Source organism: Paenibacillus typhae (assembly GCF_900099765.1).
Lineage (GTDB): Bacteria > Bacillota > Bacilli > Paenibacillales > Paenibacillaceae > Paenibacillus_AQ > Paenibacillus_AQ typhae.
Window position 1 is genome coordinate 1 of record NZ_FNDX01000078.1, and the last position, 8025, is coordinate 8025.

Annotated in this window: 7 protein-coding genes; 4 read left to right on the forward strand and 3 right to left on the reverse strand. The window is 53.5% G+C overall.

Annotation, left to right across the window (positions count from 1 at the left end):
* The first annotated feature begins 6 nt into the window (after window positions 1-6).
* Complete coding sequence (locus tag BLR64_RS29655) at window positions 7-240, forward strand: group II intron maturase-specific domain-containing protein (RefSeq protein WP_090716670.1); 234 nt, start codon at window positions 7-9, stop codon at window positions 238-240.
* Between the two features lie 112 nt (window positions 241-352).
* Here BLR64_RS29655 and BLR64_RS29660 read toward each other — a convergent pair whose 3' ends face one another.
* On the reverse strand, window positions 353-1471 hold the full coding sequence (locus tag BLR64_RS29660; protein WP_090720291.1) for an FAD:protein FMN transferase: 1119 nt from the start codon (window positions 1469-1471) through the stop codon (window positions 353-355).
* Between the two features lie 270 nt (window positions 1472-1741).
* Between BLR64_RS29660 and BLR64_RS29665 the strand changes: the two genes are divergently transcribed.
* A complete protein-coding gene (locus BLR64_RS29665; protein ID WP_068721049.1) occupies window positions 1742-2314 on the forward strand; it encodes a TetR/AcrR family transcriptional regulator in 573 nt (190 codons plus the stop codon).
* A 102-nt stretch (window positions 2315-2416) separates the two neighbouring features.
* Window positions 2417-4513, forward strand: coding sequence for a YhgE/Pip domain-containing protein (locus tag BLR64_RS29670; protein ID WP_090720293.1), 2097 nt, complete (start codon window positions 2417-2419; stop codon window positions 4511-4513).
* 270 nt (window positions 4514-4783) lie between these two features.
* Here the strand turns inward: BLR64_RS29670 and BLR64_RS29675 are convergent, their stop codons facing one another.
* Both BLR64_RS29675 and BLR64_RS29680 read right to left on the reverse strand, forming a co-directional pair.
* Window positions 4784-5716 carry a glycosyltransferase family 2 protein gene (locus BLR64_RS29675; RefSeq protein ID WP_090720295.1) on the reverse strand — a complete coding sequence of 311 codons (933 nt, stop codon included), beginning with the start codon at window positions 5714-5716 and terminating at the stop codon, window positions 4784-4786.
* A 230-nt stretch (window positions 5717-5946) separates the two neighbouring features.
* Window positions 5947-6201 carry a hypothetical protein gene (locus tag BLR64_RS29680; protein ID WP_090720296.1) on the reverse strand — a complete coding sequence of 85 codons (255 nt, stop codon included), beginning with the start codon at window positions 6199-6201 and terminating at the stop codon, window positions 5947-5949.
* A gap of 191 nt (window positions 6202-6392) precedes the next feature.
* Here BLR64_RS29680 and BLR64_RS29685 point away from each other — a divergent pair, with 191 nt between their 5' ends.
* Window positions 6393-7115 (forward strand): DsbA family oxidoreductase, encoded by a 723-nt coding sequence (locus BLR64_RS29685; protein WP_090720300.1) that lies wholly within the window; start codon window positions 6393-6395, stop codon window positions 7113-7115.
* Window positions 7116-8025 lie beyond the last annotated feature (910 nt).

Sequence of the window (8025 nt, forward strand, 5' to 3'; positions counted from 1 at the left end):
CCGAGTATGCGCTCTAAATCGTTCGCGGAACAAGTGGAATGGCTCAATCCAAAGATTCAGGGATGGAGAAATTATTACTACACGAACTACAGCCAAAAGAGATTAGCCAAGCTGGATTGGTATATTCTGCAGAGATTAACCCGGTGGTACGCGAAGAAGAGACAACGCAGAAGATGGATGAGTTCATTACCTGAAGTAAAGTATATTGCCAAGATGTATGGACTAAGAACGCTATTGTGATCTGCATGCCCATGAATGACAAACATCGGAAAGCCGTATGAGGGAAAACCTCACGTACGGTTTGATGAGGAGGGGCTGGTTTAAATCCAGCCCTTCACTCTAGCATATAAAGTTAGTCTGCAAAAGTATACGTCGGATCGGTCAGCTGCAGTCTGTCACGGATACCGGATGTTGCATAAATCTTGTTGTCTTCGGTGATAAAGAAGGCTTCAACTTCTTCCGGCAGGGATTCCAGATACTTCAGGCCGTCTTCCAGACCCATCAGGAATACACCGGTGGACAGGGCATCCGCATCTGTTGCGTTCGGACTCATAATGGTAATGCTCTTCAGCCCGTTCTGGGACGGGAAGCCGGTACGCGGGTCCAGAATGTGGTGATAACGGACACCGTCCTGAATGAAGTAACGCTCGTATACCCCGGAAGCGTCAATAACCTCATCAGAGATTTTGATCGTGCCAAGCTGGGTGCCGCGGCTCTGGTCCGGGTCCTGCAGACCGATATTCCACTGGGAACCGTTAGGCTTGTTGCCAAGGGCGATAATGCTGCTGCCTCCAAGGTTGATCATCGCGCTGTCCAGGCCCTGCTCCTTCAGATAATCGGCAATCCGGTCAGCGGCGTAGCCTTTACCGATACCGCCCATGTCCAGCACCATACCTTCTCTGGCGAGCTTGATGGTCTTGGCTGATTCATCGACGATAATATCCTTATAGTTGATCAGGCTCTTGGCTGCATCAATGTCTGCCTGTTCAGGCACACGCTCGCCGCCTTCCCCGATCGCCCACAGGTCCACCAGCGGCCCGATCGTCGGCTCATACAGCCCGTCCATATCTTCAGCATATTTAATGGATTGCTTAACAATATCAATGGTTTCGTCCGATACAGCTACTGCTTCCTTGCCCGCAGCCTGGTTCACGGCATACAATTCCCCGTCCTCCTTGGTCCGGCTGAACTGGGTATCCATACGCTCCAGCATGCTCTGGATATCATCCATATTCTGCTGGGTAGCATCGTTGCCGAATATCTTGATGTTTACAACGGTATCATAGATATAAAAAGTCTGCGCCAGCGCTTTGGTGCCGCCTTCTTCGGTTACGGTTGCGCCTCCCGGGGTTTCGGTTGCAGCGGTATTTCCGCTGTCATCCCCTTTGCCGCCGACCACAAGCCAGATGACGATAGCTGCAATAATGACCAGACCGGCCAGAATAAGCAGTAATTTTTTGTTTTTAAACATATTCCACCATCCATAATGTAGTTTCTAGATCACATCCTTCTTATCATACCCCAGAAAGAATGGCAATGGATACTAATTTCATGACATTTTACGGATAACATCGCACAGGCTAATTGATACACAGTTGGATATAAAAGATGAGGAATAAATAAATTTTAAATAAGGTGTTGTCTTCTTCCTGCAGACATGGTAAATTACATATTGACCGAATGACCGAAAAGTGGATTTAGTCAATTTCGGTGTTTTTCCAGAAGGAAGGGAGTCCAAGTCATGTCTATCGACCGCAAAGCGTTAATTCTTCAGGCGGCAACCAAGTCCTTTGTGCAGTTCGGTTATAAGGCGACCACGATGGAGCAGGTATCCAAGATTGCCAACGTCGGCAAAGGCACCATCTATACGTTCTTCAAGACCAAGGAAGAGCTGTTTGAGGAAATTCTAGACAAGGCCACCCAGGAGTTAACCTCGGTCATGAACCGGATTGCCGCCGAGGAGGACACTTTTACGCATAAGCTGTTTAATTTGCTCGATTCGATCCTCGAGTTCCGCTCCGATCATGAGCTGTTCGTGAAGCTGGCCCAGGAGGTGCGTGACATCGGTACGGTGCAGGCGCTGGAAGGGGTGAAGCGGATGGAGGATTATGCGCTGGATTTTCTGCGGCAGCAGATTGAAACGGCGATCACCAGAGATGAAGTCAAGCCCTGCGACTCCAGTGTGGCTGCTTTCATGATTCTTCGCTTATACCTGGCGCTGACAACGGAATGGAACAAAGCCCATGAACCGCTGGATGAGACCCGGATCAAGGAGCATATGATGCTGTTTATTTCAAACGGTATTCTCAAGTAAAGTTGAACCTCCTAGCCTGTGAAGGGCTATTTTTTTCCAGCCATAATGAATGAGTATGAAAGTTTTCATGCATTTACAAATAAAAGATTGAGGGTGAACCCTGTGAGAGCCATTAATGTATTCTGGAAAGATTTGAAAATCCTGCTCGGGAAACCGATGCTGCTGATTACGCTGCTTGGTGTATCGGCACTGCCGATGCTGTACAGCGGATTCCTCGTTGAAGGCTCCTGGGACCCTTACGGCAATACAGGCAAGCTTCCTGTTGCTGTAGTCAACCTGGATAAGGGGGCGCAGTACGAGGGCAAGACGATGGATGTCGGCAATGATTTTGTGGACGAGTTAAAAACAAACACCGATTTCAACTGGCAATTTGTTAATGCAGCCGAAGCTGAAGACGGTATGGCGCACAACCGCTATTATATGACGATTACCATTCCGGCCGATTTCTCGCAAAATGCGACTACCCTGACGCAGGAGAAGCCGGTGCAGTCGGAGATTATTTTTGAGCCGAACAGCGATTATAACTTTGTCGCCGGACAGATCGGGAACAGTGCAATGAACAAGCTGAAGTCGAAGCTGTCCGCCCAAATTACCGAAGCTTATACCCGCAGCATGTATGAACAGGTGGATACGATTGCTGCCGGGCTTGGAGACGCCGGCAGCGGGGCAAGCGAGCTGCAGGAAGGCGCAGACAAGCTGACAGACGGTCTGTCCACTCTGAAGACCAACCTGAACAAGCTGTCCAGCGGCACAACAGAGCTGCAGAGCGGACTGAAGCTGCTCTATAAAGGGGCCGGCAGCCTGAATGAAGGCACAGGCACGCTGACCGCCGGGACTGCCGACCTGGCCAGCGGCCTTAGCCAGCTCTCCAAGGCGGAGAAGCAGCTGCAGGCAGGTGCGGAGAAGTCACAGAGCGGGGCTTCGCAGCTGGCCGCCGGGCTTGAGAGCGCCAAGGACGGCAGCAGCAAGCTGACCGCAGGGCTGACCGCCTCCGAGGCGGCGAGCGGCCAGCTGGCCGCCGGTGCACAGCAGGTGGCGGCGGGGCTTGAGCAGATGCTCGCAGCGACGCCGGAGCTGCAGGACAGCGAGCAGTTCCAGCAGCTGCTGGCTGCGAGCAAGCAGGTGGCCGACGGCAGCGTGCAGCTGCACAGCGGCCAGGAGCAGCTGCTGGCGGGCAGCACGCAGCTGACGGAAGCGCAGCAGCAGCTGTACGACGGTGCTGCGGCCCTGAGCAGCGGCGGAACGCAGCTGGTCACCGGCCTCGGCACATTCGGCGACAAGCTGAATGATGCGACCTCCGGCAGCAGCAGGCTGGCTGACGGTGCGGTGGCCCTGAAGCAGGGTGCCTCGCAGCTGACTGAAGGGCTGACTAAGCTGGCCGGAGGCGTAGAAGGACTGTCCGAAGGCGCCGGCAAGCTGACGGACGGTGCCGGTGAGCTGCAGGACGGCAGCGGCAAGCTGGCCAGCGGCAGCGGTGAGCTGGCCCAGAAGCTGAATGACGCAGCCGCCGAAACGGCAAGCGTCAATTCCGGCGATGATACGGTCAGCATGTTCGCCGAGCCGGTCAAGCTGGTTGAGAATACCGACCGCAAGCTGGATCACTACGGGCTGGGCATCGCCCCTTATTTCTTGTCGCTTGCACTCTTTATGGGGGCTCTCGTGTTCACAACGGTATTCTCCCTGCGGGAATCGAGTGTGCCGGATGCTTCGCCGATGGGCCGGTTCGCCAGCCGTACGCTGATGTTCGTGATGGTAAGTGTGCTGCAGTCACTGCTTGCCGATGCGGTTCTCCTGTACGGCTTGAAGCTGGAGGTGCAGAGTGTGCCGCTGTTCTATCTGTTTACCCTGATCGTCAGCTTCACCTTTACCATGATTGTCCAGGCGCTGGTGACCTGGCTGGATAATCCGGGCCGCTTCCTGGCGATCGTGCTGATGATCTTCCAGCTTACCTCCAGTGCCGGGACCTTCCCGCTGGAGCTGCTTCCGCAGTGGATGCAGAAGGTTAATCCGTGGCTGCCGATGACCCACAGCATCGTCGGCTACAAAGCAATCATCGCCAGCGGCGATTACGCCCTGATGCGCGAGCAGATCGTATATCTGCTGAGCTATGCCGTTCTGTTCCTGTGCCTGACGTTCTTCTATTTCCTGCGCCAGAACGGCAAACGGACGAAAGCGCCGGCTCAAGAGCTGACAGCTTAAATGAAATGAGAAACTCCCGCACGCCTGGTGAAGGCGGTGCGGGAGTTTTTGCATGGCGGGGCGATGGATGGCTGCAGGCAGCGCAGCTGTGGGGGAGGAGCCGTTCAGCAGGCTTACCTCTTCAAGGCAAGCAGTGTAGCGTGGATGACTCTTTAGCGCTGAGGTATGTAAAGCTCCCTTGTTCCTTGCAGTGCATGCATTGCGGCGGGGCTGCCGCTAATCTGTGCGGTGTATTGCCGGTGAGGAGCCGGTGCCCATGCAGAGCAGCTGCTAATCCAGCATGTATTCCCTGTATTTGTTCTTTCGTGGATTCAGGACAAACCAAATGCCGCTGGCATAGCCGGATACGGCGTTGAAATTGCGCTTCAGCGTGGACTTGCCGGTCAGATAAGTAAGCGTCCAGAGGAGGGCGGCGTAATTTTTGGCCGGCGCTTTGCGCAGATTAAGCAGATAGTAATGATTCACTGCCGTGGCCCGGGCTACACGCCCGGCTTTGTCGCGCGAGCTTGGCGACTCATGATGGGTGATCTTCATCTCGGGATTGATCACAAGCTTGCCGTATTTGCTGGCCAGATGGCACATGTAAATGTCATCGGCCACGGCATAGCTGGTCATCCATGGATAGGGCTTCATGTCCTTCAGGGCTTCCCGCTTGAACGACATATTGCAGCCGTGGAAAAAGTCGGTCTCAAAAATATTCTCCGTCTCCCCCCAGAGCAGCAGCGAGCCTGCAAGGGTACTGGCCGACAGTCTGCCCGGCGAGCCGGACATCTGACAGGTCAGCCTGCCAAGCAGCTTCCCGGATACACTGCTGGATAAGCCCTTGGCGATGCCGCCGACGCCGACAATGGATGGATCGGATGCATAGGTATCGAGCATCCGGCGGATATAGAGCGGGTCGTCCAGCTCGGCATCATCGTCGAAGCTCAGCACAATCTCGCCGTCGATCAGCCCGAGCGCTTCATAGCGGGAGAGCCAGACGCCGGGCTTAGTTTTCCGGTAATAATGAAGCTCGGCATTGGGCATCTGGGCCAGAACCTTGCGGAAATACGAAAGTGTACTGTCCCCGATCTCGCCGTCATCGACAATCAGCAGCTCAATGGAGACATCCTCCAGCTCGGTCTGCCTGCCGATGGATTCAATGCACAGCGTAAGATCGCTGACCCGGTTGCGCGTGGGAATAACTATGGATACATCATGCATGCTGCTGCTCCTTCCGGGACGCCCTGAGCCGTCCATCATACTTGGATTTATAAATGCTTCCGGATAATCTTGTTAATCCAAGTGTACATTCCCTCGGGGAAGGCCGTATATACCACTTTCGTGTACTTTTTTACGGATTTTCTGAAATTTACAGGTGTGGACTAACATAGAGGGCTCATAGAGGGCTCATAGAGGGCTCATAGAGGGCTCATAGAGGGCTCATAGAGGGCTCAGAAAAAAGGAAAAAGCTGATCCAGCACGCTCCCGCCATAAATAAGCATTAGCAGACCAAGGATGATGCCGGCCACTCCGGCCACGCGCACGATATTCCTGAGCCTGGGGTTCGTATGATCTGAAGCTGTGCTTTTTCCTCCATAGCCGTTGTGATATTCCACCGTAGTACCCCGGGTATAGCGGGTACCGCGAATAAAAAAGAGGATTCCCAGCAAACGGGTGACCCAGTCAAGCAAAGACCATTCCTGCATAAGCTCACGCTCCTTTGATAATGATTAACCCGGTGCATGGCGAAGGCCGCAGAATTGGTTTGTGTTTTTCGGTTTACAACTATATAATAGTAAGTGACATATTATTTGTTATTGAAATCATGGTGTACGCAACAGGCCGGATGCCTATGGGTACATTAACTAAGCATGCACACTATTAGGAGGTACCTACAATGAGAATAGATGTATGGTCTGATTATGCCTGCCCCTTCTGCTACATCGGCAAAAGACGGCTGGAGCACGCGCTGAGCCAATTCCCGGACCGCGACAAGGTGGAGGTTGTATTCCGCAGCTTCCAGCTCGACCCGACAGCACGGACGGATGAAAGCAGAGACATTCATGAGATGCTTGCATCCAAGTATGGAATGACCCGAGACAAGGCTAAAGCGATGAATGCACAGCTGGCCGAGCAGGCGCAGGGCGTCGGACTGCAGTTTAACTTTGACACGCTGGTGCCTACAAATACCTTTGACGGACACCGCCTTAGTCATTATGCCGCTACCAAAGGCAAAGACAAAGAACTGACCGAACGTCTGCTAAAAGCGTACTTCACCGATTCGGTGAATATCGGCAAGCATGATGTCCTGGCCTCGCTGGCTGCCGAAGTGGGCCTTGATGCTGATGAGGTATCCGCAGTCCTGAACAGCGATGCCTATACTGCCGAGGTGGACCAGGATATTGATGCGGCCCGGCAGCTGAATGTGACCGGCGTACCGTTCTTTGTCTTCAATAATAAATATGCCGTTTCCGGTGCACAGCCCGGCCCGGTATTTACAGAGGTGCTCGACACCGTCTGGGCGGAGGAGCAGAGCAAACCTGTCCTCCAGGTTGTCGGCCAGCCCAAATCCCAGGCTCCGGATGCAGAAGGCTGCGACGACGGCTCCTGCAGCATTTGATTGCTTAATCCGCGGAAGTTACTGAGCCTGCAGGGGGACTGAAGCTCCTCGGATTGCTGAAATCGGTCTGGGAATGCTGAGTATGGTGGTTCTGAGCCAGTCGGATCCGGCTAACGGACACCAGGGACGTTATCATGTCTCTATCCAGTAACTATGGATTCTAACGGACTCAGATGACGTTATTGGCCCCCGTAATCTGAAATTACGGGGTCTTTTCGGCATATAAGAGCATCTGAGTCCGTTAGCGCGGTAAACAGGCGAATTTGGGCTGAATAAGAGCAATACGGTCCGTTAGAATTACTACTGGCTTAGTTATCCTTGTTCCTTTGCAGTATTGTTATACCGCCAAACGTGGGGGAAACAGGAGTACTGAACAGCGGGGCTGAGCATAACCAGACGACTGGAGCGCAGGCAGTCAACCCGGAGAGCAGCCCTATTAACTGGGCTCAGGGCAACTGGAGCACACGGGTAAAATGAGGCATAGCCGGTACAATAGTTAAGGTACGCACAGCCACCGCATAGCTTACACAATAAAAACGCCAGATCTCCGGCAATGGAGATCTGGCGTTTTTTGTGTGCGCCCGGCATGGGCGATAACTTGGCGGTGAAAGTCCGCTACAGGCTTGGCAGTAGGAACTGTTAGCCAAGGGCAAGGGTGTCCGCCGCGAGGCGGAATCTGAAGGAAGCCGGAGGCAAACCCTCGGTCTGACGAACAGAAATCACATAGAAGGCATGCTGGGACGGACGAGCTTGCACTACAAAGCAAAGTCCAATACTGCCCGAATTCCAGGATGTAAATGTGGCAGATAGATGAGGGGAAAGTTATCGCTCTTACCCGGGGAGGTCTCACAGACGTCAAGTAGGGAAAAAAAAATCCGAACGACGGAGTAAAGCTTGCTGTGAGAAGTCA